The organism is Salinisphaera sp. PC39 (genome assembly GCF_040361335.1).
In the GTDB taxonomy this organism is placed as follows: domain Bacteria; phylum Pseudomonadota; class Gammaproteobacteria; order Nevskiales; family Salinisphaeraceae; genus APNM01.
This window is the reverse complement of sequence record NZ_APNM01000016.1, coordinates 18,640-44,415: the sequence shown is the minus strand read 5'-3', so window position 1 is coordinate 44,415 and position 25,776 is coordinate 18,640. Positions and strand designations below refer to the sequence as shown.

Annotated in this window: 23 protein-coding genes; 22 read left to right on the top strand and 1 reads right to left on the bottom strand. The window is 66.9% G+C overall.

Annotated features, from left to right (window positions below):
* Positions 1-13: 13 nt before the first annotated feature.
* The 21 genes from PC39_RS13995 to PC39_RS13895 all read left to right on the top strand — a co-directional run bounded on the left by PC39_RS13995 (position 14) and on the right by PC39_RS13895 (position 25,043).
* Entirely contained in the window at positions 14-2,041 is a 2,028-nt protein-coding gene (locus PC39_RS13995) for an NADH-quinone oxidoreductase subunit D-related protein (protein WP_353254025.1), read from the top strand.
* A complete protein-coding gene (locus PC39_RS13990) occupies positions 2,038-2,934 on the top strand; it encodes a complex I subunit 1/NuoH family protein (protein WP_353254024.1) in 897 nt (298 codons plus the stop codon). The genes PC39_RS13995 and PC39_RS13990 overlap by 4 nt, the downstream gene beginning before the upstream one ends.
* Positions 2,934-3,473, top strand: coding sequence for an NADH-quinone oxidoreductase subunit J family protein (locus tag PC39_RS13985; RefSeq protein WP_353254023.1), 540 nt, complete (start codon positions 2,934-2,936; stop codon positions 3,471-3,473). The genes PC39_RS13990 and PC39_RS13985 overlap by 1 nt, the downstream gene beginning before the upstream one ends.
* Positions 3,470-3,781 (top strand): NADH-quinone oxidoreductase subunit NuoK, encoded by a 312-nt coding sequence (gene nuoK / locus PC39_RS13980; protein WP_353254022.1) that lies wholly within the window; start codon positions 3,470-3,472, stop codon positions 3,779-3,781. Before PC39_RS13985 ends, nuoK begins: the two co-directional genes overlap by 4 nt.
* Positions 3,778-5,595: an NADH-quinone oxidoreductase subunit 5 family protein gene (locus tag PC39_RS13975; protein ID WP_353254021.1), complete on the top strand. Its 1,818-nt coding sequence runs from the start codon at positions 3,778-3,780 to the stop codon at positions 5,593-5,595. Before nuoK ends, PC39_RS13975 begins: the two co-directional genes overlap by 4 nt.
* Before the next feature lie 15 nt (positions 5,596-5,610).
* Positions 5,611-7,080 (top strand): complex I subunit 4 family protein, encoded by a 1,470-nt coding sequence (locus PC39_RS13970; RefSeq protein ID WP_353254020.1) that lies wholly within the window; start codon positions 5,611-5,613, stop codon positions 7,078-7,080.
* Positions 7,080-8,453, top strand: a complete 1,374-nt coding sequence (locus PC39_RS13965; protein ID WP_353254019.1) for an NADH-quinone oxidoreductase subunit N — start codon at positions 7,080-7,082, stop codon at positions 8,451-8,453. The genes PC39_RS13970 and PC39_RS13965 overlap by 1 nt, the downstream gene beginning before the upstream one ends.
* The gene (gene nhaA / locus PC39_RS13960) at positions 8,450-9,649 is read left to right on the top strand and encodes a Na+/H+ antiporter NhaA (protein WP_353254018.1); all 1,200 of its coding nucleotides are present in this window, start codon (positions 8,450-8,452) and stop codon (positions 9,647-9,649) included. Before PC39_RS13965 ends, nhaA begins: the two co-directional genes overlap by 4 nt.
* A gap of 60 nt (positions 9,650-9,709) precedes the next feature.
* On the top strand, positions 9,710-11,017 hold the full coding sequence (locus tag PC39_RS13955) for an APC family permease (protein WP_353254017.1): 1,308 nt from the start codon (positions 9,710-9,712) through the stop codon (positions 11,015-11,017).
* On the top strand, positions 11,014-12,669 hold the full coding sequence (locus PC39_RS13950; RefSeq protein ID WP_353254016.1) for a BCCT family transporter: 1,656 nt from the start codon (positions 11,014-11,016) through the stop codon (positions 12,667-12,669). The genes PC39_RS13955 and PC39_RS13950 overlap by 4 nt, the downstream gene beginning before the upstream one ends.
* Before the next feature lie 76 nt (positions 12,670-12,745).
* Positions 12,746-13,867, top strand: coding sequence for a phospholipase D-like domain-containing protein (locus PC39_RS13945; protein ID WP_353254015.1), 1,122 nt, complete (start codon positions 12,746-12,748; stop codon positions 13,865-13,867).
* A gap of 43 nt (positions 13,868-13,910) precedes the next feature.
* A complete protein-coding gene (locus PC39_RS13940) occupies positions 13,911-14,993 on the top strand; it encodes an AI-2E family transporter (protein WP_353254014.1) in 1,083 nt (360 codons plus the stop codon).
* Between the two features lie 8 nt (positions 14,994-15,001).
* Positions 15,002-15,490, top strand: coding sequence for a hypothetical protein (locus tag PC39_RS13935; protein WP_353254013.1), 489 nt, complete (start codon positions 15,002-15,004; stop codon positions 15,488-15,490).
* A 4-nt stretch (positions 15,491-15,494) separates the two neighbouring features.
* Entirely contained in the window at positions 15,495-15,761 is a 267-nt protein-coding gene (locus PC39_RS13930; protein WP_353254012.1) for a DUF2933 domain-containing protein, read from the top strand.
* A 2-nt stretch (positions 15,762-15,763) separates the two neighbouring features.
* Entirely contained in the window at positions 15,764-16,417 is a 654-nt protein-coding gene (locus tag PC39_RS13925) for a methyltransferase family protein (RefSeq protein WP_353254011.1), read from the top strand.
* A gap of 21 nt (positions 16,418-16,438) precedes the next feature.
* Complete coding sequence (locus PC39_RS13920) at positions 16,439-17,767, top strand: hypothetical protein (RefSeq protein ID WP_353254010.1); 1,329 nt, start codon at positions 16,439-16,441, stop codon at positions 17,765-17,767.
* 137 nt (positions 17,768-17,904) lie between these two features.
* The gene (locus PC39_RS13915) at positions 17,905-18,804 is read left to right on the top strand and encodes a DMT family transporter (protein WP_353254009.1); all 900 of its coding nucleotides are present in this window, start codon (positions 17,905-17,907) and stop codon (positions 18,802-18,804) included.
* A gap of 495 nt (positions 18,805-19,299) precedes the next feature.
* Positions 19,300-20,571 (top strand): putative porin, encoded by a 1,272-nt coding sequence (locus PC39_RS13910; protein ID WP_353254008.1) that lies wholly within the window; start codon positions 19,300-19,302, stop codon positions 20,569-20,571.
* Positions 20,572-20,580: 9 nt separating this feature from the next.
* Complete coding sequence (locus PC39_RS13905; protein ID WP_353254007.1) at positions 20,581-21,702, top strand: extracellular solute-binding protein; 1,122 nt, start codon at positions 20,581-20,583, stop codon at positions 21,700-21,702.
* A 99-nt stretch (positions 21,703-21,801) separates the two neighbouring features.
* Positions 21,802-24,231: an efflux RND transporter permease subunit gene (locus PC39_RS13900; protein WP_353254006.1), complete on the top strand. Its 2,430-nt coding sequence runs from the start codon at positions 21,802-21,804 to the stop codon at positions 24,229-24,231.
* On the top strand, positions 24,228-25,043 hold the full coding sequence (locus tag PC39_RS13895; protein WP_353254005.1) for an outer membrane lipoprotein-sorting protein: 816 nt from the start codon (positions 24,228-24,230) through the stop codon (positions 25,041-25,043). The genes PC39_RS13900 and PC39_RS13895 overlap by 4 nt, the downstream gene beginning before the upstream one ends.
* Positions 25,044-25,142: 99 nt before the next feature.
* On the opposite strand, the gene PC39_RS13890 is transcribed toward PC39_RS13895, so the two are convergent.
* Positions 25,143-25,334, bottom strand: a complete 192-nt coding sequence (locus PC39_RS13890; protein WP_353254004.1) for a hypothetical protein — start codon at positions 25,332-25,334, stop codon at positions 25,143-25,145.
* 46 nt (positions 25,335-25,380) lie between these two features.
* On the opposite strand from PC39_RS13890, the gene PC39_RS13885 reads away from it, so the two are divergent.
* Positions 25,381-25,686: a hypothetical protein gene (locus PC39_RS13885; RefSeq protein WP_353254003.1), complete on the top strand. Its 306-nt coding sequence runs from the start codon at positions 25,381-25,383 to the stop codon at positions 25,684-25,686.
* Positions 25,687-25,776: the final 90 nt, after the last annotated feature.

Sequence of the window (25,776 nt, the reverse complement as noted above, 5' to 3'; positions counted from 1 at the left end):
GACCGCCCATGCCATGGCGCGAGATCTGCGCGCCCTGGTGATCCCGGGGCCGGACGTGGCGCGCGCGTTTGGCCTGGACATCGAGGCCGCGGGCATCCGCATCGCCGTCACGCCCCGCGACGCCAATGTGCTGCTGCTGGTGGGCGAGCTGCCGCCGCGGCTGGGCGCGGCCGCGGCGGTGGTCTACGCCCAGATGGTGCGCCCGCGCGCCATCCTCGCGCTGGGCGCGCGGACACCCTCGCCGCTACCGCGGGCCGACGTCGCGGCGGCACTCTCACAGCCGGAGCTGACCGCCGCGGTCGCGCGACTGCGCAAGGCATTGGCCGCGGGCGCCTTCGCCGACGCGGTGACGGACTTCGATGCCCCCGTGCTGCACGTCACGATCCAATACGTCTGCCCCATGCACCCCGAGGTCGTCGAGGACGAGCCGGGCAGCTGCCCCAAGTGCGGCATGGAGCTGGTGGCACGCGAGGCGGGCGGCGAAGATGGGGGACACGACCACCGCCATGGCCACGGCGGCCATGAACACGGCGCGCACGACGATTCGGCGCACGAACATCAAAGCCATCACGGCCACGGCGATCACGACCACGAGGCGCATGGACAACACCACAGCGCTCACGAACATCACGAGCAGGATCATTCCGAGCACGTCCACCAACACGATGCCCACCAGGGCCATGGGCACCACGGTCACGACGACGCCGACCCGGCCGGCCATTCGCACGCGGACCACGACCACGACGGTGCGCAACGGCATCACAACCCCCACGAGGCTCATGGGCACCATGGCCACGGTGGCCATGACCACGGCGCGCACGGCGATTCGGCACACGAACATCACCGGCACGGCGAGCACCGCCATGCCGGGCACGGCCACCACCACGAGGCCCATCAGGACCACGCGCACTCCGATCAAGACGACGCCGACCCTCATCACGGCGAGCACCCGCATTCGGGCCATGATCATTCCGGACACGCCCATTCGGGCCACGGGCACGGCGGTCACGACCACGGCGACATGGGCTTCATGTCCATGATCGAGGTCACCAAAGACCTGCCGCGCAGCGCCGACGGCCTACCGATGGATTGGATCGAGGTGCCGTTCGGGCCGCTCTTCCCCGGTCTGCCCGGCGGCCTGCGGCTGACGCTGACGCTCGACGGCGACGGGGTGACCGAGGGCAGAGCGGAATCCCTGGCCGGCATGGCCGCATCGAGCGCCGATGTAGATACCGACGCCGATGCCTTCGTGGAACAGCTGGCGATGGCAACGCCGCTGGCGCCGGTGAGCTACCGATTACTGGTCTGCCGGGCCATCGAGCGGGCGGCGGGACAGGAAGAGGATGCCGCCACTGCCCGCGCACGCATCGGGGCGCTGGAACGCGAACGCATCGCCAGTCACCTGGGCTGGCTGGCCCAACTCGGGCAGCAGATTGGTTTTGACTGGCTGCGGCGGCGGGCCGCCGGCTTGCAGCGGGATGTCCTGCGTGCCGACCATAGCCGACTTGTCGCGCTGCGCCCGGCTTTGCGCGCACTCGCCCGGCGGCTCGAACGCACGCCCTTGCTCAAGGCCCGACTGAGGGGGATCGGCCCTGTGACGGCCGATTCCGGGTTGCGCGGCCCCGTGGCGCGCGCGGCGGGATGCCGGGAAGACGCACGCGGGGCGGACGCGACCTACGCGGAACTGGGCTTCGAGATGCACGCCGGCGAGACCGGGGACGCGCTGGAGCGCCTGCGCCTGCGGCTGACCGAGATCGCGGCCAGCCTTGATCTCATCCAGGCGGCCGGCACCGCCGAACTTCCGGTCATGCGCGATATCGGCTCTGCTTCCGGAAGCGGCGAGGCTGCCGTGGAAACGCCACGCGGGCGGGCCGAATTGCGCCTGACACTCGACCGCGGCCGGGTGGTATCGGTAGAACTGGATACGCCTTGCAACCACCATATCGGTCGGGTCGCCAGCCTGGTCGAGCAGCAGGAGCTGGGCGATGCCCTGGTGGCGGTCGGCTCGCTGGACCTGTCGCCCTGGGAGGTGGCCTCGTGACGATCCTCATGGTGCTGCTGGCGCTGCTCGGCGGCGCCTACCTGCTTGCCGTGCTAGAGACCTGGAGCATGACCGGGCGCCTGCGCCCGGCCGCGCCCCTGCACGCGGGCTTGGCGTTGCTGGGCCGCGAGTCCGTCGTGCCGCGCACCCCCGACCGGATTTTCTATGAAACCGCGCCGGTGCTGCTGCTGATCGTGGCGGTGCTCGCCGCCGCGGTGCTGCCGCTGGGACCGGATCTGATCATCGCCGACCTGGCCACTGGCGCGCTGTTCGTCAACGCGGCGCTGGCCTATGTGCTGGTCGCGCTGATCATGGCCGGCTGGGGCCCGAACGGCGCCTACGCCATGATCGGCGGCTGGCGCTTTCTGGGCCAGCTCATCGCCTACGCCATGCTCATCGTCATGCCCATCACCGCCGTGGCCATGCGCGCCGAGTCCCTGCTCAATACCGCCATCGTCGCCTCCCAGGCGGGCCTGTGGAACATCGTCTATCAGCCGCTGGGCTTCGTGCTGTTCGTGATCGCCGCCATGGCATTGGCGTTCCGGGCCCCATTCGACCTGCCCACCGCCGCCGGCGTGCTGGCCGGCGGCGTGGACGCCGAATACACCGGCGTGCGCCTGGCGGTGCTGCGGCTGGCGCGCCTGCTGCTGGTGGTCACGCTGGCCGCGGCGACCACGGTGTTCTATCTCGGCGGCTGGCACGGCCCGTGGCTACCGCCCTGGGTCTGGAGCCTGGGCAAGACCCTGGCCGTGGCCGCGGCGATGCTGCTGGCCGGCCCCTACCTGCCCCGCATCCGCGAGGCGGACCTGCTGAGCTGGTGCTGGAAGCTGGGGATCCCCCTGGCCCTGCTCAACATCTTCGTCGTCGGTCTGCTGATCCTGGTGGTGCCCTGATGCTTGCACAAGCCTTCTTCGTCGCCGTATTCGGCCTTGCCGCCATCGGCTTCGGCGTGGCGGTGTTCCGCACCTCCTCCATGGTGCGCTCGGCGCTGGCGCTGCTGTTCTCCCAGACCGCCATCGGCGCCATGTTCCTGGCGATGCAGACCGAGTTCCTCGGCGTGCTGCAGATCATGATGATGGCCACCGAGATGAGCATCATGGCCATCTTCATGGTGATGTTCATGATGGACCCCGGCGGCCTCGGCGGCATGGACATGACCCACCAGAAGCGCTTCTCGCTGGGCGCCGGTGCAGGTGCCGCGGGTGTGGCGATCGCAGTGGCGCTGCTGGCCGACTGGGGCCCGGTAACGGCGACCGCACCGGATGCGGGACAGCAGACGCGGGCGCTGGGCATTGAGCTGCTGGGACGCTCGATGCTCATCTTCGAGACCGCAGGGGTCACCATCCTCACCGCGATGATCGCCGCAACGGCGGTCGCAATTCCGGTGCACAAGCCGGCGCCCGGACACAACGATCAGGAGACCCCGGAATGACCCCAGTTCTGATTCTGGCGCTGCTGACCGGTGCGGTGCTGTTCGGCGTCGGCGTCTACGGCGCGCTGTCGCAGACCAACCTGGTCATGATCATGATGGGGGTGGAGCTGATACTGGCCGGCGCGCTAGTGAACCTGGTCGCCTTCTGGCGCTTTCTGCATCCCGAGGTCTACGCCGGCCAGATGTTCGTGCTGGTGGTAATGACGGTGATGGCAGTCGAGATGGCGGTGGGCTTCGGTGTCGCTATCGCGCGCTTCAGGGTCAAGGGCTCGGTGGAGATGGAAGAAGCCGGAGACCTGAAGGGATGAGCCCGCTCGCGCTGACGGTGCTCGCGCCGCTGGCCGCGGCGGTAACCATCCCGCTGCTGCGCCGGGGCGCGCCCGGCTTGGCTGTTGGCGGCGCGGCGCTCGGTCTGATCGCCAGTGTCTGGCTGCTGGCCGGCGTGGCCGGCGGCGAGACCCCTGCGCTGGTCCTGCCCGGCCTGCCCGGGATGCCGCTGCGGCTGGCGGCCGAGCCGCTGACCGCGCTGCTGGCCGTGGTGGTGGCCACGGTGGGCAGCCTGGTGCTCGTCTACGCGGTCGGCTACATGCGGCGCGAGCCGGGCCGGGTGCGGTTCTTCGCCCTCATGTCCCTGTTCCTCGCCGCCATGCAGACCCTGGTATTGGCCGGCGACTGGGTCCTGCTGCTGGGCGCCTGGGAGATTATCGGCCTGTGCAGCTATCTGCTGATCGGCTTCTGGTTCCAGCGGCCCGAGGCCGCGACCGCGGCCGGCCGGGCGTTCCTGTACACCCGCAGCGCCGACCTGGGCCTGTATGTCGCGGTGTTCCTGCTGATCGCCACCGCCGGCAGCAGCGAGATCGCCGCCAGCCTGGATGCGGGCGGCGGCACGACGCTCGCCGCCGGGCTGCTGTTGCTGCTGGCCGCCATGGGCAAGTCCGCCCAAACACCCCTGCAGGACTGGCTCATGCGGGCCATGGCGGGCCCCACGCCGGTCTCGGCGCTGCTGCACTCGGCCACCCTGGTGGCCGCCGGCGCCATCCTGCTGATTCGTACAGCGCCGATGCTGCCGCCCGGGGCGCTGCTCGCGGTGGGGCTGGTGGGTGGCGTCACCACCGTGGTGACCGGACTGATCGCGCTCGCCGAGGGCGACCTCAAGCGCCTGCTGGCGGCCTCCACCGCCAGCCAATACGGGCTCATGCTCCTCGCGGTCGGCGCCGGGGTGCCGCTGGCCGCCCTGCTGCACCTCATCGCCCACGCCGCCATCAAGAGCGCCCTGTTTCTCGGTGCCGGCACCTTCCAGCACGCGCGCGGCGACACCGCCTTCGAGTGCCTGCGGGGCGCCGGTCGCGCCCGGCCCTGGACCTTCCTCGGCTTCACCCTGGCCGCGCTGGCGCTGGCCGGTATCCCGCCGCTCAGCGGCTTCTTCTCCAAGGACGCGGTCATCGCCGCGGCCCTGGCCGCGCCCGGCGCCGCCTGGCTCGCGCCGCTGGCGCTGGCGGGCACCTTGCTGACCGGGGCCTATATGGCTCGGGCCCTGCACCTGCTGTGGCGGGGCGCCGGCGAGGACCGACCGGTGACCGGCGCCCGCTGGATGGGCGCGGGACTCGCCGGCCTGGTCGCCATCGCCGTCGCCCTGGGCGCCGCCTTCGGTGCCATTGGCGACCTGCTGGCCACGCCCGTGCCCAAGGGCACTTGGGCGATGCTGCTCGGGCTGGCCGCGGCCCTGGGCGGCCTGGCGCTCGGCTGGCTCGTGCCGGTCCGGCGCCTGCTCGGCCCCTTGTACCGCCGGGCGCAACACGGGCTCGTCATCGCCGGCGGGCTTACGGCGTGGATCGGGCGACCCACGATGGCTATTGCCCGGGGCTGCGAGCGGCTGGAGCGCGGCCTGCATACGACCGTGCTAGGCGTCGGCCACCTGGCCCTGGCCATCGCGCGGCGGGTGCGCAGCGGCGACGAGCGTCGCATCGACGGCCTGATCTTTACGCTGGTGGCCGGCGTGCGCGATCTGGGCGCCCAGGCGCGGACCCTGCAAAGCGGCCTGATCCACCGCGAGCTGGCCCTCAGCGCCGCGGGCGCGGCCGCGCTGCTTGTCGTCCTGCTCGCGATGCTATTGCGTTTTTGAAAGGAATCCCTGCCTATGCCACCCATCGTATCCATCACCCTGTTCCTGCCGCTGGCCGGCGCGCTCGCCATCCTGGCGTGGCCAAAGGCGCCGGCGCGGGCCGTACATGGCATCGGCATCGCCGCCGCCGCCGGCACCCTGATCGGCGCCCTGGCGATGTGGGGGCGGGGCGTGAGCGCCGCGGGCTTCGCTCAGGTCGAGCAGATCGAGTGGATCCCCTCCATCGGCGCCGCCTACCGGGTCGGGGTCGACGGCATCAGCCTGCCGTTGGTGCTGCTCACCGCCGTGCTGTTCCTGCTCGCGTTCGTCTACGCTGCCAATCTCCGGCAGCAGCCGCGGGCCTTCGTGGCCCTGGGCCTGCTGCTCGAGACCGCCGCCATCGGCACCTTTACCGCGCTGGACGCCATCCTGTTCTACGTGTTCTTCGAGGTCTCGCTGGTGTCGATGTACTTCATGATCGCCGGCTGGGGGCACGAGGAACGCCAGCGCGCGGCGCTGATGTTCTTCCTTTATACGCTGCTCGGCAGCCTGCCGCTGCTGCTCGCCATCCTGGGCCTGTATCTGGGCAGCCCCGAGCCCAGCTTCGACATGCGCGCCTGGATCGCCGATCCGCCGCTGGCCGGCGCGGCGGCCACCTGGGCGCTGGTCGCCATGCTGATCACCTTCGCGGTCAAGATCCCGGCCATCCCCGTACACACCTGGCTGCCGGCGGCGCACGTCCAGGCGCCCACCGTCGGCAGCGTCATCCTGGCCGGCGTCATGCTGAAGTTCGGCACCTACGGGCTAGTCCGCTTCGCCCTGCAAATGACCCCCGACGCTTTCCGCGATGCGGGGCTCATCATCCTGGCCCTCGGAGTCGTCAGCGCACTCTACGGCGCCTTCGCCGCCCTGGCGCAGACCGATCTCAAGCGCCTGGTGGCCTATACCTCGATCAACCACATGGGCTATGTGATCGTCGGCGTGGCGGTGGCCGCGCTGGCCCTGGATCCCGGCGTGCGCGCCATCGCCCTGGACGGCGCCGTGCTGCAGATGGTCAGCCACGGCCTGGTCACCGGGGCCCTGTTCTTCCTGGTGGGCATGCTCCAGGACCGCACCCACACCCGCGAGATGGGCGAGTTCGGCGGCCTGCTCAAGACGGTGCCGGCGCTCGGCTGGTCCTTCGTGCTGGCCGCCTTCGCCTCCCTGGGGCTGCCGGGGCTGGCCCACTTCCCGGCCGAGTTCCAGGTATTCCTGGCCACCCTGCGGGTGGAGCCGGTGGCCGTGATCGTGGTGTTGGGCATCGCCATCACCGCCGGCGTCTACCTCAAGGCCTTGCGCGAGACCTTCCTGGGCGAGGACCGGCCGCGCTGGCAGGGCCTGCCCGATCTGAGCCTACGCGAGTGGCTGGCGCTGGCGCCGCTGCTGGCGCTGACGGTGGCCGTCGGCGTGGCGCCGTCCTGGCTGCTGGACGTCATTCACCGCACCACGGCGGCGCTGGCGCTGTGATGGCCCGGGACCTGTCGCTGCTGATCCCGGAGATCGCGGTGCTGCTGACCGCGGTCGGCGCCCTGAGTGCGGAGATGCTGCGCGCCCCCCGGGCCGCGCTGGCGATCGCCGTCGGCGGGCTGCTGGTCGCCACCGGCCTGAGCTGGCCGCTGCTGGGCACGGACACCACCGTGTTCGGCGGCAGCTTCCGGATCGACGCGCTAAGCGTCTGGGCCAAGCTGATCCTGCTGCCGGCCACCGCGCTGTGCCTGCTGCTGGCACGGGTGGACGTGCGCGGCACGGCGCGCGAGGGCACGGTCTACAGCCTGCTGTGCTTCGCCACCCTGGGCGCGCTGGCCCTGGCCGGGGCGGGCGATGCCATGTTCCTGGTGCTGGGCACCCTGCTGACCGGCCTGGCCACGTTCGCGCTGGTCGCCTACCCGGACAGCGACGCCGCCACCGAGGCCGCAATGAAGTTCTTCGTGTTCGCCTCGGTCACCGGCGCGATCATGATCTTCGGCCTCAGCTATTGGTTCGGCGCCGCCGGCTCGACCCTGCTCGCCGAGTTGGCAGGTGTAGAGGACATGCCGCTGGCAGTCATCCTGGGTCTGATCGCGGTGGTCGTCGGCCTGGGCTACAAGGCATCGCTGGTGCCGTTTCACTTCTGGGCGCCCGATGCCTATGAGGGCGCGCCCGTCTCGGTGGCCGCCTACCTGTCGGTGGTGCCCAAGGTCGGCGCCTTGTTCGCCTTTGCCCAGGTGGTGCGTGACCTGCCCGCGGACAGTGGCTGGGCGCCGGTCATGGCGGGCTTGGCCGTAGTGACCATGACCTACGGCTACCTGGCCGCGCTGGTGCAGGACAACGCCGTGCGCCTGCTGGCCTATTCCTCGATCGCCCAGTCCGGCTACTTCCTGCTCGGCATCGTCGCGGTGGGCACGAGTGCGCTGGCGCTGCCCTCGCTCATCGTCTTCGCCGCCGCCTACGCGGCCATGAACCTGGGGGCGTTCGCCGTGGTCGCCGGCGCCGGACGCACCCTGGATGCACTGGCGGGCCTCGGGCGCGCGCGGCCGTGGATCGGGGTGGCAATGGTCATCTTTCTGATCTCGCTGGTCGGCATCCCGCCGCTCGGCGGCTTCGTCGGCAAGTTCCTGCTGTTCGCCGCCGCGATCGACGCCCACTACACCTGGCTGGCGGTGGTGGCCATCGCCAACAGCGTGCTCTCGCTGGCGGTCTATCTGCGCATCGTCGTGCCGATGTACCGGCGCGTGGAGACCGCGGGGGCGACCTTCCCCGGGCAGGGGGCATGGATCGGCGTGGTGACGTGGGTTGCGTTCGTCGCCACCCTGGCGATCGGTCTGGCCGCCCAGCTGATCCTGGCGGGACCGATGGCATGACCGCGATAAGCCTGCGAGCGCGGCGTGAACGGCTGGCGGGCCTGCTGACCGTGGCGGCGATGCTGCTGGCCTTTGCGCTGGCGAACTCGCCCCTCGAAGATCTCTACCGACTCATTCACCACACACCGGTCTCGATTCAGGTCGGCCAGTTCCGCATCGATCGCCCCCTCATCATCTGGATCAACAAGGGCCTGATGGTGTTCTTCTTCCTGCTGATCGGCTTCGAGGTCAAGCGTGAGATCCTCGAAGGCCGCCTGTCCGACCGCAAGCGCATCGCCTTGCCCGCCCTGGCGGCGGTGGGCGGTATGACCGCGCCCGCGGCGGTCTATCTCGCGCTCAATGCAGGCACCGCGACCACCGAAGGTTGGGCGATACCCACGGCCACGGACATCGTGCTGGCATTGGCGGTATTGTCGCTGTTGCGGCCTCGGGTACCCGAGATGCTGATCGTATTCTTGACCGCGCTGGCCGTATTCGACGATGTCGGCGCGATCCTGGTGATCGCCCTGTTCTATTCCGAGGGCCTGTCCGCGCCCGCCCTCGCCCTAGCGGGCGTGGGCATCGCCGTGTTGGTCGCACTCAACCGCTACAAGGTGATCGAGACCATCCCCTATGTCCTGGGCGGGCTATTCCTCTGGGCGACGGTCCTGAAGTCCGGCGTCCACGCGACCCTGGCGGGCGTCGTGCTTGCGTTTGCCATACCATTGCGGGTACCGACGGCCCAGGGCGACGTTTCGCCCCTGCGGCGCATGGAGGACCATCTGCACCCGTGGGTTCTGCTCGGGGTTGTGCCGCTGTTCGCGTTCTTCAACACGGGGATCTCGGTATCGGGGCTCACGGCGGAGGGCCTGTGGACGCCGGTGGCCCTAGGCATCATCTTGGGGCTGTTCCTCGGCAAGCAGCTCGGTATCTTCGGCGCCACTTGGCTTGCGGTCCGCCTCGGCGCGGGACGGCTGCCGCCGGAGGTGACCTGGACGCAGATCTATGGCGTCGCGCTACTCGGCGGCATCGGCTTCACCATGAGCCTGTTCATCACCTCGCTGGCCTTTGAAGCCCCGGATGCCCTGGTCAGTGCCCGCTCGGCGATCCTGCTGGGATCCGCCCTGTCGGCCGTGACCGGCCTCCTGGTTTTGCATTTCGGCTCGTTCCCTCGGTCCGCGGAAAGGCAAGTCTCTTCAACGCAGGGTGGCCAATAACGGCTATGGCCTTGAAACTCTCACAAGCCATTCGCAGGCACCCAATCCGAGACAACCGCTATGCAGCAATATGAAAAAGACAGCCTGACGCTAACCGGTGCCGTATCGATGGGCACCGGCGTGATGATCGGCGCCGGCATCTTCGCCCTAACCGGTCAGATGGCGGAACTGACCGGCGGGCTATTCCCATTGGCATTTTTGGCCTCGGTGGTCGTGGTCGGCTTCAGCGCCTATTCGTACGTCAAGATGTCGCAGGCCTACCCTTCGGCCGGCGGCATCGCGATGTATCTGGAAAAGGCCTATGGCCCCGGCGTCACCACCGCCTTCCAGGCCCTGCTCATGTATTTCTCGATGGTGATCGCGGAAAGCTTTCTGGCGCGGACCTTTGGCGCCTATACCCTGCAGCTGTTCGATATCGACCAGGGCGGCATGCTGGTGCCGACGCTGGGTGTCGGTCTGCTGTTGCTTTCCTTCGCGATCAACCTGGCCGGCAATTTCATCATTGGCGGCGTCTCTCTCATATTGGCGTTGATCAAGATCGGCGGGATCGCGTTGTTCGCTCTGGTGGGCTTATGGGCCGCGGACTTCCAGGTGACGCGGGTACCCTTGAACACGGTGGATGCCTCCCTGGGCGGCTTTCTAGCCGCCACCGCCCTGGGCGTTCTCGCCTTCAAGGGCTTCACCACCATCAACAACAGCGGCGCTGAGCTGGTCGACCCGCACCGCAACATCGGGCGGGCCATCATCATCTCCATCGCCCTCTGCGTGGTGATCTATTTCCTGGTGGCGCTGGCGGTGGCCAGCAATCTGTCGCTGTCCGAGATCGTCGCCACCAAGGATTACTCGCTGGCGGCGGCGGCCAAGCCGGCCATGGGCAGCTACGGGCTGTGGTTTACCGTCCTGCTGGCCATTGTCGCCACAGCCACCGGCGTTATCTCAAGCATCTTCGCGGTCTCGCGGATGCTGGCGATGCTCTCGGAGATGAAGCTGGTGCCGCACCGCCATTTCGGTATGCCCGGATCGCTCCAGAAACACACGCTGGTCTATACCGTCGTGCTCGGCATCCTGTTGACGGTCTTGTTCGACCTTTCCAGGATCGCGGCCTTGGGCATCATTTTTTACCTGATCATGGACATCGCCATGCATTGGGGCGTCTTCCGCCATCTGCGCAAACGGCTGCAAGCCAACGCCGCCGTTCTGTTGACGGCCATCGCTCTGGATGCCGTGGTCTTGGGCGCCTTCGTGATAGTCAAGGCCAGGACCGACATGGGCGTCATACTCATTGCCTTGGCCACCATGTTGGCCATCTTTCTGGGAGAAAGGCTGTTTCTACGCGGCTACGCCGACCAGTCAAAAGGCAGCGCATGATGGCCGAATCGCCCAGCTCCGCGACAACCGCTGACGAGCCCGTCCGCATCAACCGTACGACCACCGCCGTGTCGCTGGTGCTGATCCTCCTGTTCGTGGGCATCGGCGCAGTCTGGCCCGACCAGTCCGCGGCCGTGTTCGATCGCATCCAGAACTGGGTACTGCTCACCTTCCGCTGGTACTTCGTGGCCATCGTCGGCTTCGTGCTGGCGTTCGTCCTGTGGCTGGGGCTCGGGCGCTATCGTAACGTGCGCCTTGGCGGCGATGAGGAAGCGCCGGAATTCACCTACCTCTCCTGGTTCTCGATGCTGTTCGCCGCCGGCATGGGCATCGGGCTGATCTTCTGGAGCATCGCCGAGCCGCTCAGTCATTACGCGGCCAATCCGTTCGTCGCCGCGGGCCAGACCCCGGCGGCTGCCTCGGCCGCCATGCGGCTGACCTTCTTCCACTGGGGGCTGAGCGCCTGGGGCATCTACGCGCTGATGGCGCTGGGGCTGGCGTATTTCGCTTTCCGGCGCGGCCGGCCGCTGGTGCCGCGTTCCATACTGCACGAGGTGTTCGGGCGCCACGCCGATGGCCCGCTCGGCCAGATCGTGGACATCGCCACGGTGTTCGGCGCGGCCTTCGGCATCGCCACCTCGCTGGGGCTGGGGGTGCAGCAGATCGAGGGCGGGCTGACCTATCTGATCGGCGCCGAGACCGGCCTCACGCGCGAGCTGTGGATCCTGGCCATCATCACGCTGATCGCCATGGTTTCCGCGGTCTCCGGCGTGCGCCGCGGGGTGCGCCTGATCAGCGATTTCAATCTCATGCTCAGCGGCGTGATCCTGCTGTTCTTCCTGGCGTTCGGGCCCACGCTGCACGTGCTCAACCTGCTGGTCGAGACCACCGGCGCCTATCTGCAGACGCTGCCGGAACTCAGTACCTGGACCGATGTGCAGGAACACAGCGGCTGGCAGGAGAACTGGACCCTGTTCTACTGGGGCTGGTGGATCGCCTGGTCACCGTTCGTGGGCATGTTCATCGCCCGTATCTCGCGCGGACGCACGCTGCGCGAATTCGTGATGGGGGTGCTACTGGTGCCGGTGCTGCTGACCTTCGCCTGGCTGGCGATCACCGGCGGCACCGCCCTGTATCTGGAGGTGTTCGAGGGCGCGAACCTGCTCGCGCCGCTGCAGAGCGATATCACCCAGCCACTCTACCGCACGGTGGAATTGATCGCGCCCGGCGGCTTCGCCCCCCTGGTCTCCGGGTTGCTGGTTCTGCTGGTCGCGACATTCTTCATCACCTCCTGTGACTCCGGCACGCTGGTGATCTCGACCATCCTGTCCAACGGCGCCAGCGAGCCGCCCCTGCCGCTGCGGGTGGTCTGGGGGCTGACCCTAGGCGCTTTGGCTGGCGTGCTGCTGCTCGCCGGCGGACTGGCGGCGCTGCAGACCGCGGCCATCGTGGCCGGCCTGCCGGTCGGGCTGCTGCTGATCGTGGTCATGGTGGCGCTGGTGCGGGGGCTGCACAGTGAGCCGCAGGCACCGCGAGCCGGCGAGCATACGCGTGCCGAGTGCGAGCCCTGGACCGGCATGCCCAGCCCCAATCGCTCCGCTGGAGACGGGGACGAATCGGGCGGCCCCCGGACCAGCGGCAAGCCGCGCTAGGCCGACGCATGCATTGCGTTGCAGGTAGCGTCGCGTACGCGCATGGCGGGGCCGTCGCCCGGCCCGGAGCGGCGGCGTGAGCTACCTTACGCGTCGCCGCCGCGACCGCTGCGAACCCCTGCTGTGGCCCGGCGACGAGCCCTTCCGGCTGTTCACGGAGGGCGACGAACTTTACACCGCCATGCTCGCGGCCATCGACCGGGCCGAACGCGAAGTGGCGCTGGAAAGCTACATCTTCGCGGACGACGAGGTGGGCCGGCAATTCGCCGAGGCCCTGGCCGAGCGGGCACGCGCCGGCGTGCGCGTATCCGTGCATCTGGACGCGGCAGGCTCGCTGTTCTGGGCCTCTCGGGGCCTCGATCGCCTCCTGCGGCAAAGCGGCATTCGGCTACGCTGGTTTCACCGCTGGCACTGGACGCGGCCGCTACGCTATAACCAGCGCAACCATCGCAAACTGCTGGTGGTGGATCGCCGGCAGGCCTATCTGGGCGGCTTCAACATCCATCGAGAGAACTCGCGACGGTATTACGGCGAGCGCCGCTGGCGCGACACTCATGTGGCCATGACCGGCGCCCTGGCCCGGCAGGCCCACGCGGCCTTCCGCGCCCTGTGGCAAGGCCGCCCCTACCATCCCGATCCCGCGTCGGAACGGCCCAGCGCCGTGGTATTACCCAACAAGTCGGCGGACTGCCCGCACCGCCTGCACTGCGTGTTCGCGGCCATGTTCGGCTCGGCACGACAACGCATCGACCTGACCACCCCCTATTTCGTGCCCGACGCGTGGACCCAGCAGGCCCTGGCGGATGCAGCCGCGCGCGGAGTGGCCGTGCGCCTGCTGGTGCCCCATCAGAGCGACATCGCACCGGTGCGCTGGATCGCAAGGCGCATTTATACACGCTTACAGCGCCAGGGGATCCAAGTCTTCGGCTATCGCTCACGCCTGCTGCATGCCAAGACCCTGGCCGTGGACGGGGACTGGGCCAGCGTGGGTACCGCCAACCTGGACTACCGCAGCCTGTTCCTCAACCACGAGCTCAATCTATGCGCCCGCAGCCCCACGCTGGCGGCGGCGCTGGAGAGGCAATTCGAGACGGACCTTGCCGACGCCGAGGCATTCGACATCGCCGCCCGGCCGCATCGGCCCATCGGCGACCGTCTGCTGACGCCGCTTGCCTGGGCGGCACGGCGCTGGCTGTAGGACTCTGGATATGCCAGCCTCGGCACAGCGTTAAAGCCGCGATATGACCGACTCCGAACCCAACGCCAGCCACAGCCGCCAGACGCTCGTCGTTCTGCTGAGCATCATCACCATCATCCTGGTGGGGTGGGCGCTCAAGGCCACCTACGTGGTGACCATGCCCCTGACCCTGGCCTTTTTCGTGACCCTCGTCCTGCGTCCCCTGCAACGCCGGCTGGACGGCTGGCTCCCCGCCCGGCTGCGATGGCTGAGCGTCATGGCCTGCATGTCAATGTTTGTGGCCGTGCTGGGCCTGCTGGGCGGAACCGTCTGGTTGAGCCTGGGCATGCTGTTCGAGAAGGCGCCCGCCTATATTCAGTCCGGCCAGCAGCTTTGGGACCAATGGCAAGCGTTGGCACAGCGCCACGAAGTGCATCTGGAGATGCTCGCCCGACCCCTGCAGGACCTGTCCAGCCAAGCGCTTGCGCTGGTGACGTCCGGGGTAGGCTATCTCTGGCTGCTGACGGCCATGCTGCTGCTAGTGTTCTTCCTGGTGCTGCTCATGCTCATCGAGGCCGGGGAATGGCGCGAGAAAATCGCCTCCAGTCTGGGTGAAGCCCGGGCCCGGGCAATCATGGGAACCGTTTATGCCGCCTCGGAGCAGGTGCGGCGATTCCTGGTCGTCAAGACCTGGATCAGCGCCCTCACCGGGGTCAGCAGTGGCCTGTGGCTATGGTGGCTGGGCGTGGACTTCGCCCTGCTCTGGGGCATCGTGATCTTCCTGCTCAATTTCATCCCCTATGTCGGCTCGACCATCGCCGTGGTACCGCCGACGATCATCGCCCTGCTGCAATTCGGGCCGTGGCAGGCACTGAGCACTCTCGTCGGGCTGATCATTATCCAACAGGTGCTGGGCAACTTCGTGGACCCGCGCTTGGCGGGGCGCACCCTGGCCATCCCGCCGATCGTGGTGCTGGTCTCCATCGTCTTCTGGGGCTGGGTCTGGGGACTGGCGGGCGCCCTGATCGGGGTGCTGCTCACCGCCACCCTCGTCATCGTCCTCGATCACATCCCCGCCTTGCGCCCGGCGGCCATTTTGCTCAGCCGCAAGCCGGCCGGCTCACTGCCGGCCGGAGCGTGTGATTAGGGTTCGGCATGTTCCTGCAAACACTGTCATCCAAGCCGTTGCTCGCCCCCGAGCTGCCGCTGGCATTCTTCGGCTTTCTGCTCCACTTCGTCTGGGAGATGTGGGTGGTGCCGTTTTATGCGGCGATCGGCCAAGCGGGCCACTGGGACGTGATCTGGCTGTGTACCCAGGCCACCTTCGGCGACGTGATCATTATGCTGTTTGCCTTCTGGGGGGCGGCGCTCGTCGCCGGCACCCGCGCCTGGGTATTGGCACCCAGACTCCTGCCATTCAGCGTCTACCTTGGCATCGGCCTGGCGGTGACCGTGGTCTTCGAGCATCTGGCCACGGCCATGCTCGACCGCTGGGCCTATGCCGAAACCGCACCGGTGCTGCCCGGGCTCGGCACCGGCCTGGCGCCGCTGCTGCAATGGCTGCTGCTGCCGCCGCTGGCGCTGAGTCTGGCCCGCCGGCAACTGATCGGCGCGATCCATATGAACCCATCGAACCGGGAGTGAAACCATGACTACCCATCGTCACGAACCAAGCTCGCATGAGCAGCGCCACGCCAAGCCGCATCCGGCACGCTACTGGCCGGTGCTGGCGGTCTTTCTGGGGCTCGCCGTGTTCCTGCTCTGGGAGGAGCACCAGGCGCACATTATCGGCATCCTGCCCTGGCTGCTGATCCTGGCGCTATGCCCGCTGATGCATGTCTTCATGCACGGCGGTCACGGTCACGGCGGCCATGGCGGACATGGCACCCATAACGACCAAGATAAGGAAGACTAGCCATGCATGAAACAGCCTCGGCCTACGGCCTGTGGGGGTTGGTGCTGATCAACTCCTTCATCTTCATCTTCTTCGCCTTCAGCTTCTTCAAGCCCCAGACCAAGCGGGACTGGCGCAGTTTCGGCGCTTTTTCCGCCTTCCTGGTGGCGCTGTTCACCGAGATGTACGGCTTCCCGCTGACCATCTATTTGCTCTCCGGCTGGCTGCAGAGCAATTATCCCGGCGTCGACTGGCTGTCACACGACGCCGGGCACCTGCTGGAGATGCTGCTCGGCTGGGAGGCGAACCCGCACTTCGGGCCGTTCCACCTGCTCAGCTTCGCCTTCATCGGCGGCGGCTTCATGCTGATCGCGGCGGCCTGGCGGGTGCTCTACGCCGCCCAGCGCGTCGGTGAACTGGCCGTCACCGGCCCTTACGCGCGCCTGCGCCATCCGCAATACCTGGGCTTCATCCTGATCATGTTCGGCTTTCTGCTGCAGTGGCCGACCCTGCTCACCCTGGCCATGTTCCCGGTACTGACTTATATGTACCTACGCCTGGCACGGCACGAGGAACGCGAGGCCGAGGCCGAGTTCAGCGCCGCCTGGCGGGCCTATGCGGCCAGGGTGCCGGGTTTCATTCCGAGTTTCACTGCCAACCGCCGAACGGAGAATTAGCATGAACTCGATGAGTGTGCGATGAACAGTGGAGCGAACGCCATCAATGACGACCTTGAACGCACGATAGCTGGCCGAAGTTGCCGTATGAATAACCGATCTGCGGAAGAACTCAACCGCTTGTGCCCCTGTCCCACGACGCGCGCGGAAACTCTAAAACCAACGCCCGCGGGCAACGATTCACATGCCTACGCTGACAGCATCAACCAGGAAACCCTATCGCATTTCTTCGCTTCGGTTGCTGTTTTCGTCACCAAAGCGGAAATCGAGCGGATGCAAGCAATTATTAGCTCCGTGGAACGAGTTGCAGCTTTGGGCCCCTACCAGTCAAAGGTATTGGGCTGGGCGCCTCCGATTGCGGGGCATAACCCTGGCGGCGCACTCGGTGTTTTCATGGGTTACGACTTCCATATCGGGAAAACAGGTCCGCAACTGATCGAGATCAATACCAATGCCGGTGGCGCATTTCTGAATTCAATCCTGATCCAGCCTCAGAAAACCTGCTGCGGGGCACCCTTCGTGTCGCCCTTAAAAAGCGAAGGTTCACTCGATGATCAGATTGTGCAAATGTTCGAGTCAGAATGGCACCGACAAGATATGGGTCGTGCTCTATCCACGATAGCGATCGTTGACGAGAGCCCACAAGACCAGCACCTTTTCCCTGATTTTGTGCTCGCAAGGCAGCTTTTTCAGAGCCGAGGCTACCATGCAATGATTGCGGATCCGTCAGAACTCGTCTGGAAAAATGGGCAATTATGGCACCAGGAACAGTCGGTGGATTTAGTCTACAACCGATTGACGGATTTTCCATTGGAGCACCCGAAGCACAACGCATTGAAAGCTGCCTATTTGAACAATGCGATTGTCTTGACGCCGCATCCAAGGACCTACGCCCTGTTCGCGGATAAACGCAACCTCACATTGCTGTCCGACGCAGCGCAACTGAAAAGCTGGGGCGCCGACGATGAGGATATCGACATCCTCGAGGCCGGCATTCCGCCCACCATCCAAATCACTGAAGCCAACGCGGAGGCTGTTTGGCGACAAAGAAAAAATCTGTTCTTCAAACCGGCGCATGGCTTCGGCAGCCGCGCGGCTTACCGTGGAGACAAGGTCACCCAAAAGACATGGGCGAATATCCTGAAAGACCGCTATGTTGCTCAGCAACGCGTGGCGCCGGCTCATCGAACGCTTAAAGTCGACGGCCAGGACACGAACTTGAAGTTCGATATTCGGGCCTATGCCTACCACGGCGAAGTGCAAATGATCGCGGCGCGCCTGTATCAGGGCCAGACAACCAACTTCAGGACTCGGGGCGGCGGTTTTGCTCCTGTTCTATATGTCGATTAACGACTGTCTACACCCTCTTATATGATCCAAGCAAAAGAAGACCCGAATCCTCCCGATGTTGATACGATGGATCGCCCGAGTCCGCACAAGCACCTCCACTGGCCGCATTGGACAGCATCCGGCTGATCAACGCAGCCATGCAAACCCGCGATGTCCTGCTCATGGTGCTGGTCGCCTTCCTCTGGGCGATCTGCTTCCCGCTTATCCAGGTTGGTCTGGGCGAAGCCCAGCCACTGGTCTTCGCCGCCGCGCGGGCGGCTCTGGCCGGGGTGTTGGTGCTGCTACTGGCTGTTTGGTTGGATCGCCCGTGGCCAAGCGGCCTTGCCAATCTGGGACTGATCGCCGCCATCGGCCTCTCCTTCACCGGCCTGGGCTTCGGCGGCATGTTCCTGGGCGGCGGCAAAATCTCGCCGGGTCTGGCCACCGTGCTGGCGAATATCCAGCCCCTGATCGCCGCCGTGCTGGCCATGATCTTCCTGTCCGAGCGGCTCACCCCGCGCATCGGCACCGGTCTGCTGTTGGGCTTCGTCGGCGTGGTGGTGATGTCGCTGCCCAGCCTGTCGGGACCGGACCACGCGGCCGGCATGCAGGCCTTTCTGTGGATCAGCCTCGGCGCGGTGGGCACGGCGGTGGGCAATGTCCTGCTCAAGGCGCTGGCGGGCCGCGCCGATGTGCTGATGGCTACCGGGCTGCAGCTGCTGGTCGGCGCGGTGGCGCTGGCGGTAGGCGCGCAAGCCCTCGGCGAGGGCTGGGAGATCGCCTGGACGATGCGCTTTGTCGCCAGTCTCGTCGGCCTCGCCGTGTTCGGCACCGCGCTCATGACCGCCCTCTGGTATTACCTGCTGGCGCGGGCGCCGCTGAACCGGCTCAACACCTTCACCTTTCTGACGCCGGTCTTCGGCCTGCTGCTGGGCGGCCTGTTCTTCGAAGAGCGGCTCAACCTGGTTCAGGTCTTGGGCATCGTCGTCACGATCCTCGGGATCCAGTTGGTCGCGACCGAGCCCGGCCGACGGACAGCGGCTGGCCGTCGCGGTTGAGATGGACACCATAAGCCAGGACGGCGCAAGACGGTGTCAGGCCAGACGACCCCTGGCCTGCGCCCTAGCCCGCATCCGTCACGAGGCCGTGCGAGGCGACACTAATAATAGCAATGATTTCAGACTCTTATACTAGATTTGGTGTCGTTTGCCGTGGTGACACTTTGTCACCGTCGCCTCGCGCTATCACGCCCCTGGCTTGCCCTCGCGCGCCCGGCTTGCCGTTCACGCAAACCTCCGCCCGAGGCGCGGAGCAGGGGCCCCAGCTTGGCTGGGGATGCGACCGCCGGCGGGCGGAACAAGCTCCGCGGCAACGGGCTCGTTCGCTCCGCCGAGGGTCGCACCCCACCGCTTCGCGGCGGGGCCCCGCTCCGCCTCTCGGAGCGAAAGCTATGGCTACGCTTTGCGCTCCACGGCGGCGCCGGATCGCACTGCGGCCGGCGCCAGGAACGCGATGCCTCATGACGAATGCGGGCTAGAACAACGGGGATTGCAATGAACGAGCGTCCGCTGGCATGCGCCCTGACCCTGCTGTTGGTCTTTTCGCCGGCGACCCTGGCCGCCACCGAAGCCGACGCGCTGCGGGAGGAACTCGATGCCCAACGCAAACGCATCGAGCAACTGGAGCAGCGCATGGAACGGCTGACCGAAGAGGGGCGGCTGGTACCGACGGAGGTGACCGCGCAGCAGGCGGAACAACCGGCGGATCGCCTCGAGATCGGCGGCGCGGCCCGCTTCAACCTCTTCTACAATGATTTCGACGACGCCGGCGACGACAAGTACGGCGATTCCGCTTTCGAGCTGTTCCGTCTCAACGTGGACGGCCAAAAGGGCGGGTTCACATTCTCCGCCGAGTACCGCTGGTATCCCTACACCGAGACCATCCATCACGCCTGGGGCGGCTACGCCTTGTCGGAGACCAGCGAGCTGCGGGTGGGCGTGAACAGGGTCCCCTTCGGTCTGCTGCCGTACGCCTCGCACACCTACTGGTTCGGTCTGCCCTACTACGTGGGCCTGGGCGACGACCACGATCTCGGCGCCAAGTATCTCTACCGCGAAGGCCCCTGGGATCTGCAGCTGGCCTTCTACAAGAACGGCGAATGGGGCAATGCCGCCGACCCCGGCCGCTACGCCCCGGATGTCGTGCGCACCGGCTGCGACCCAGACGCCGGCAACCTCGCCAATTGCAACGAGGACAGCAATCAGTTCAATGCCCGGCTCGCCTATACCCTCGGGCAGAACGGGGCCTGCCCGACCGAGGTGGGACTGTCCGGCCAATGGGGCCAGCTGCACAACATCGCCACCGGGGACAACGGCAGCCGTTGGGCGGTGGCCGCGCACATGGACGCTCGTTGCGGCCGCTGGAATTTCCAGTTGCAGGCGGGACGGCAAGTGCTCGACCCGGACAACCCGCCCGGCGTCAGCGACGACACCGTGCAGTTCGGGCTGCTGGAAGCGACCTACGATCTGGCCAGCCGGGCAAACCTCGGCGTCGCCAATATCGCCTACAACTTCCCGGTGCCGTGGGAGCCGATCGACTCGCTGACCTGCTACCACGATTTCAGCGTATACCTGAAGGACGAGAGCGGCTTCCAGGACTCGCGCCTGAACACCACCGGCTGCGCCGTGGGCGCGGCCCCGATCTTCGCCTATCTCGACTGGATCAACGCCGAGAACGCGCCGTTCTTCAGTGTCGCCGATCCATTCGTGCGGGGCGCCTCCGGGTCCGACAACCGGCTCAACCTCAACGTCGGCTTCTACTTCTAGGGGGACGGCATGGGCAAGCGAATTCGAATCCAACGACTGCGCCGTTCGGCCCTCGTCCTGGCCGCGCCGCTTGTGGCCGCGTTGCTGCAACCGGCGGCGGCCGCCGACTTGAACGTGGTGTCCTGGGGCGGCGTCTACATGAAGAGCCAGATTCTGGGCGCGGTGCGACCGTTCGAGGATACCACCGGCAAATCCGTGGAAGTCCTCAGCTACAACGGCGGGCTCGAAGAGGTACGCGCCCAGGTCTATTCCTACAACGTCAAATGGGACGTGATCGACATCGAACTCGGCGACGCCCTGCGCGGCTGCGAGGAAGGCCTGTTCGTCGAGGTCGATCACGACGACCTGCCGCCGTCGCCGGACGGCGTGCCGGCGCGCGAGGATTTTCTGCCCGGCACCCTGACCGAATGCGCCGTCGGCAGCGTGATCTGGACCACGGTGCTGGGCTATCGGGCCGGCAGCTTCGGCGACGACCCGCCGGACAGTGTCGAGGACTTTTTCGATATCGACCAATACCCCGGCCACCGCGGCATGCGGCGCACGCCCAAGCGCAATCTGGAGTGGGCGCTGATCGCGGACGGGGTGCCGGCGGACAAGGTCTACGAGGTACTGGCGACGCCGGCGGGCCAGGACCGCGCGTTCGAGACACTGTCCCGCATCAAGCCGTTGCTGGTCTGGTGGGATACCGGCATCGAATCGATCCGCAACCTGCGCAATGGCGACGTACGGTTGAGCACCGTCTGGAGCGGGCGCGCCTGGGAAGCCGATACCCATCGCGGCGCCGAACTCGAGCTCATCTGGAACCATCAGATCTGGAGCGTGGATCTTTGGGCGGTGCTCAAGCACGGCCGCCGCCAGGACCTGGCGATGGACTTCCTGCGCTTCGCGACCTCGACCGAAACCCTCGCGCGGCAGACCCAATACATCCCGTACGGTCCGGCCCGCCGCTCGGCCGAGGCGCTTGTGCCGGAGGCGATGTTGGCCTATCTGCCGACGGCCGAAAGCCACATGGCCGCGGGCGCACTGGAATTCGATGCCGAGTTCTGGTCGCGGCATTTCGACCGCATCAACCATCGCTTCCAACGCTGGCTTGAGCGTCCGGTACGGGTCCCGGAATACCTACCGCGCTGACCCCCGGCGGCGCGCCCGATTCACCGCGCTGCATGCCCTTGACTCCGTACTTAACACCAGGGTTTAGACTTGGACTTGCCGCAGGGAGAGACGACACGAATGGGAAAGGAGGCATATTCAGCCGGTGGCTTGCAGGGCAATGGACCGATTCCGGCCTATGGCCGCTGGCTGACCGCCCGGCCCTGGCGGGTGCTGCTGGTAGCCGTGTCGGCCGCGCTCGCGGCGGCCTGGGGCGTCCAGTATCTGAGCTTCTCGGCGGACTACCGGGTCTATTTCGGCGCGGACAACCCGGACCTGCAGGCCTTCCAGCGGTTCGAGTCCGCCTATACCACCTCCGACAACCTGGTCATCGCGGTGCGCCCCAGGGACGGCGAATTATTCACCCCGCGCATGCTCGGCCTGCTGCACGAGCTGACCGAGGCCGCCTGGCAAATCCCCTATGCCACGCGGGTCGATTCGCCGAGCAACTTTCAGCATATCTCCGCGCAGGGCGACGACGTGGTCGTCGCCGATCTGGTGCCCGATCCGGCCGCGCTGACCCAGGCGCAGGCCGAGCGGATCAAGGCGCGCGCCCTGGCCGAACCGGCCCTGGTGGGACGGCTGTTGTCCGAGGACGCCAGCACCGCGGGCGTGTTCGTCACCCTGAAGTTTTCCGGCGAGGACCACACCGATCACCTGCCGCAGGCCGTCGAGGCCGCCTACGCGCTGGCCGAGCGTTACCGGGCCGAATATCCGCAGGCGCGGATCGCGGTCAGCGGCGTGGCCGCCTTCAGCTATACCGAGGTGGCGCTGAGCAAGGCCGACCTGGCCACGCTCACACCCATCATGCTCGCGCTCATGGCGCTCTGCATGCTGGTGTTGCTGCGCTCGCTGACCGCCGCCCTGGTCACGCTGGCGATGATCGGGCTGTCGGCCGCCACCGCCCTGGGCGTGGCCGGGTGGCTGGGGATGCAGATCAACGCCTCGTCGGCCATGGCGCCCACCATCATCCTGACGCTGGCGGTGGCCGACAGCGTGCATATCCTGGTGAGCGTCTTCGACGAGATGCACGCCGGCCGCAGCAAGCGCGACGCCCTGGTCGAGAGCCTGCGGCTCAACGCCCAGCCGGTGTTCTTGACCACCCTGACCACCGTGATCGGGTTTGTCAGCCTCAACTTCTCGGATACGCCGCCGTTCCGCGAGCTGGGCAATATCACCGCCATCGGCATCTCGGCGGCCTGGGTCTACGCCATGACCCTGCTGCCGGCCATGATCGTACTCCTGCCCCTGCACCCGCGCACGCGGGTCGGGGCCGGGCGCGGCATGATGACCCGTTTCGGGCAGTTCGTGGTGCGCCGGGCGCGGCTGGCGTTCACCGCCAGCCTGGTCTTGTCGCTGGTGCTGCTCGCCTTGATCCCGCGGCTGGAGATCGACGACCAGTTTTTGGCATGGTTCGATGCCGACCTGCCGTTCCGCCAAGCCACCGACTTCATCACCGACAACCTGACCGGCCCTTACACGCTGGAATACTCGGTGCCCGCCGCCGGCGAGAACGGCATCAGCGACCCGGAATACCTGCGGCATCTGAGCCGCTTCGCCGCCTGGCTGCAGACCCAGCCGGACGTGGTGCACGTGGATCAATTCGGCCAGGTCATGAAGCGGCTCAACCGGGCCATGCACGGCGACCAGCCGGACTGGTACCGGCTGCCGCGGGACCCGGCGCTGGCGGCGCAATACCTGCTGCTCTACGAGCTGAGCCTGCCGGCCGGGCGCGATCTCACCAGTCAGATCAACTTCGACAAGTCGGCCTCGCGGGTGACGGTTACCCTGGACCGGGTTTCGTCCAATCGCATCGAGACCCTTGCACACCGTTCGGAGCAGTGGCTGCGTGACAACCTGCCGACCTATATGCACACCCAGGCCACCGGCACGATGATGCTGTTCACCCACCTGACCGCGCGTAACATCCGCGCCATGCTGGTCGGCACCGCGCTCGCCTTCCTGCTGATCGCGGCCACCCTGGTGATCGCCCTGCGCAGCCTGCGGCTGGGCCTGATCAGCCTGATTCCCAACTTCCTGCCGGCGCTGCTCGCCCTCGGCCTGTGGGCGCTGCTGGTGGGCGAGATCGGCCTGATCGTGTCGGTGATCGCGGCCACCACCATGGGCCTGATCGTCGACGACACCGTGCATATCCTGAGCAAGTACCGGCGCGCGCGCCGCGAGCACGATCTGGCGCCGGCCGATGCCATCGTCTACATGTTCGCCCACACCGGCAACGCCCTGCTGATCACCACCGTGGTGCTGGTGCTGGGCTTTATGGTGCTCTATCTCTCGGACTTCCGGCTCAACTCGAACATGGGGCTGCTGACCTCGATCGCGCTGGCCTTCGCGCTGATCCTGGATTTTTTCCTGCTGCCGCCCATCCTGATGGCCCTGGGCAAACGCGGCGATCGTACAACGCCGGCGCGTGCCGGCGACAAGCCGCGGGCACAGACAGACCCTGCCTCGGGCGCTGCCGCCCTTCATCGCAACCCACGGAGCCCGCCATGAATCGACACCTGTTCACCGCTGTCCTCGCCGCCGGCCTGCTGGGACCGACGGCCGCCCTGGCGGCCCCGAGCCAGGCGATCGAGAACGCCGACCAGCCCGGCGCCAAGGGCCGGGCCATCGTCGAGGCCGCCGAGGCCCGCCGCAGCGGCTTCGGCGACTACCGCGCCGAGCTGGAGATGACCCTGCGCGACCCCAGCGGCCGCGAGGCCACCCGCCGCATGCGCATCCGCACTCTGGAACGGCCGGCCGGCGACTGGAGCCTGATCGTGTTCAAGGAGCCCAAGGATGTCGAGGGCACCGCCCTGCTCACCCACAGCTACGCCACCCGGCCGGACGACCAGTGGCTGTATCTGCCCGCGCTCAAGCGGGTCAAGCGGATCGCCTCCAACAACAAGTCCGGCCCCTTCATGGGCAGCGAATTCGCCTACGAGGACCTGTCCTCCCAAGAGGTGGAAAAATACACCGACTACCGCTACCTCGGCGACGCCAGCGTCGACGGCGTGGCCGCCTGGAAGGTCGAGCGGCGCCCGGCCTACGAGAATTCCGGCTATACCCGCCAGGTCGCCTGGATCGGCAAAGACCAGTACCGGTTGTGGAAGGTCACGTTCTACGACCGCAAGAACGCCCTGCTCAAGACGCTGACCGTGGATGACTACGAACGCTATCTGGAGGAATACTGGTATCCGCACACGATGGTCATGGATAACCACCAGACCGGCAAGTCCACGGTCCTGCACTGGCGGAACTACCGCTTCCGCAACGGCTATACCGAGCGGGACTTCGATCGCAATGCCCTCAAGCGCGCGCGCTGATGCCGGTCCGCCTGGGTCGTGTGCTGGCCGCCCTCTCGATGGCGGTCACGACACCGGTCACCGCGGCTATCCAGGACGATCTGTTCCTGGGCACGCGGATCACCCCCCAACGATGTCCAGGGCCCGCAGATCCTGGCCGGCGCCATTCTCGACCTGGAGACCGATGCGGTATTCGCCAGCCTGGAGGTCAGCCGCCGCATCGGCACCGCCATGCGCCTGTCCCTGGTCGGGTGCCTGTTCTCGCAAATCCCGGTCACCGACCCGGTGTTTGGCGTTCGAGACGACGATCATGTAAAGATCGTGCTGGGACGGTTTTTCTAACCTCGCGTGCACCATCATGCCCCCGGCACGCCTGGCACTGGCCAGCGGACCGCTGGTAATCGGCCATATCGGTATCCGGTTCCGGCGTTCGCTGTCATTCATCGGCCCGAGCATCAACGTGGCGGCGCGCATTCTCAAGCTGGCGCCACCGGATGGCATCGTCGCCACCGACCCGGTATTCCAGCATGCCCGGCGCACCGACCCCGACCTGGCTGCCGCGTTCACGCCCATGGTGGTCGACGAGTCGCTCAAGGGCGTGGACGCCGATACCGTGTGGGTCCATCTGGCCGGGCCCGGCGAGATTATCGACTGCAAGGGCTGAACGCGGGCATGGCCGCGAATTTTTCGCAATGGCCCCCGGAACGAAAGCGAAGCCGCCCCATCGGCATCGCCTCGATATCTAAACATGCAA

Excerpts from the sequence above, each read along its gene's own strand:
- PC39_RS13905 (WP_353254007.1), top strand. The coding sequence starts at position 20,581 with ATGGGCAAGCGAATTCGAATCCAACGACTGCGCCGTTCGGCCCTCGTC.
- nhaA (WP_353254018.1), top strand. The coding sequence starts at position 8,450 with ATGACCGCGATAAGCCTGCGAGCGCGGCGTGAACGGCTGGCGGGCCTG.
- PC39_RS13965 (WP_353254019.1), top strand. The coding sequence starts at position 7,080 with ATGGCCCGGGACCTGTCGCTGCTGATCCCGGAGATCGCGGTGCTGCTG.
- PC39_RS13930 (WP_353254012.1), top strand. The coding sequence starts at position 15,495 with ATGACTACCCATCGTCACGAACCAAGCTCGCATGAGCAGCGCCACGCC.
- PC39_RS13885 (WP_353254003.1), top strand. The coding sequence starts at position 25,381 with ATGCCCCCGGCACGCCTGGCACTGGCCAGCGGACCGCTGGTAATCGGC.
- nuoK (WP_353254022.1), top strand. The coding sequence starts at position 3,470 with ATGACCCCAGTTCTGATTCTGGCGCTGCTGACCGGTGCGGTGCTGTTC.
- PC39_RS13910 (WP_353254008.1), top strand. The coding sequence starts at position 19,300 with ATGAACGAGCGTCCGCTGGCATGCGCCCTGACCCTGCTGTTGGTCTTT.
- PC39_RS13940 (WP_353254014.1), top strand. The coding sequence starts at position 13,911 with ATGACCGACTCCGAACCCAACGCCAGCCACAGCCGCCAGACGCTCGTC.
- PC39_RS13985 (WP_353254023.1), top strand. The coding sequence starts at position 2,934 with ATGCTTGCACAAGCCTTCTTCGTCGCCGTATTCGGCCTTGCCGCCATC.
- PC39_RS13995 (WP_353254025.1), top strand. The coding sequence starts at position 14 with ATGGCGCGAGATCTGCGCGCCCTGGTGATCCCGGGGCCGGACGTGGCG.
- PC39_RS13925 (WP_353254011.1), top strand. The coding sequence starts at position 15,764 with ATGCATGAAACAGCCTCGGCCTACGGCCTGTGGGGGTTGGTGCTGATC.
- PC39_RS13890 (WP_353254004.1), bottom strand. The coding sequence starts at position 25,334 with ATGATCGTCGTCTCGAACGCCAAACACCGGGTCGGTGACCGGGATTTG.
- PC39_RS13970 (WP_353254020.1), top strand. The coding sequence starts at position 5,611 with ATGCCACCCATCGTATCCATCACCCTGTTCCTGCCGCTGGCCGGCGCG.
- PC39_RS13975 (WP_353254021.1), top strand. The coding sequence starts at position 3,778 with ATGAGCCCGCTCGCGCTGACGGTGCTCGCGCCGCTGGCCGCGGCGGTA.
- PC39_RS13915 (WP_353254009.1), top strand. The coding sequence starts at position 17,905 with ATGCAAACCCGCGATGTCCTGCTCATGGTGCTGGTCGCCTTCCTCTGG.
- PC39_RS13920 (WP_353254010.1), top strand. The coding sequence starts at position 16,439 with ATGAACAGTGGAGCGAACGCCATCAATGACGACCTTGAACGCACGATA.
- PC39_RS13950 (WP_353254016.1), top strand. The coding sequence starts at position 11,014 with ATGATGGCCGAATCGCCCAGCTCCGCGACAACCGCTGACGAGCCCGTC.
- PC39_RS13900 (WP_353254006.1), top strand. The coding sequence starts at position 21,802 with ATGGGAAAGGAGGCATATTCAGCCGGTGGCTTGCAGGGCAATGGACCG.
- PC39_RS13895 (WP_353254005.1), top strand. The coding sequence starts at position 24,228 with ATGAATCGACACCTGTTCACCGCTGTCCTCGCCGCCGGCCTGCTGGGA.
- PC39_RS13955 (WP_353254017.1), top strand. The coding sequence starts at position 9,710 with ATGCAGCAATATGAAAAAGACAGCCTGACGCTAACCGGTGCCGTATCG.
- PC39_RS13935 (WP_353254013.1), top strand. The coding sequence starts at position 15,002 with ATGTTCCTGCAAACACTGTCATCCAAGCCGTTGCTCGCCCCCGAGCTG.